This window comes from Pseudomonas sp. FFUP_PS_473, assembly GCF_002858665.1.
Classification (GTDB): Bacteria; Pseudomonadota; Gammaproteobacteria; order Pseudomonadales; family Pseudomonadaceae; genus Aquipseudomonas; species Aquipseudomonas defluvii.
Window position 1 is genome coordinate 1 of sequence record NZ_PJQQ01000106.1, and the last position, 672, is coordinate 672.

Sequence of the window (672 nt, forward strand, 5' to 3'; positions counted from 1 at the left end):
ACAATGGCTTCCGCCGCCGCTTCAGCGGTGGGGGCTTCAAGTTTGGCGAGGATTACATATCGGCTTGTGCGTTCGACCATTGTGGCGACGGCTGAGCGATTATTGGCCCCCATAATCAGATCACTCTCCCAATGCCCAGGTACCAGACGATCTGCAACTTCGGGAGGGCGTAGGTGAATACTCAGTTGTGCAGGATAGCGCTCTCGACGCACATTGCTCTGTGTTCGCTTAGGACGCTTGCCGTCTGCTTGACGTAGATAACTGATCAGCTGACGTTTCAGCTCTCCGCGTGGGTAGGCATAGATGGCGAGGTAGATAGTTTCGTGGCTCACATGTCGCTCGGGTTGGTCAGGCCAGATAGCGTGTAGTCTGCGGGCAATTTGTTGTGGTGACCAGCCAATGCGGAGCATTTCGACGACCACTTGAAACAGCTCAGAGTCTGGAGATAAACGCCGTTGACGACGAGGCATATGTCGAAGCTGTTGTGCCCTACTTGTGGCTTTGATGGCGTCATAGTGGGGCTGCTGGGGGTTGCGCTTGATCTCTCGACTAATGGTGCTGGGGTGACGCCCTAGCAACGCAGCAATAGTTCGTAGCGTCTGCCGTTGAAATAGCATCACCATGATGGTGACGCGCTCCTCGGTACTCAGGTGACTGTATTGGGTAGACATG

1 protein-coding gene is annotated in these 672 nt (G+C 54.8%); it reads right to left on the bottom strand.

What is annotated here, in order from left to right; translation table 11 throughout:
- On the bottom strand, nt 1-671 hold a 671-nt coding region (locus CYD26_RS24770), incomplete at its 3' end, for an IS30 family transposase (protein ID WP_102053918.1).
- Nucleotide 672 lies beyond the last annotated feature (1 nt).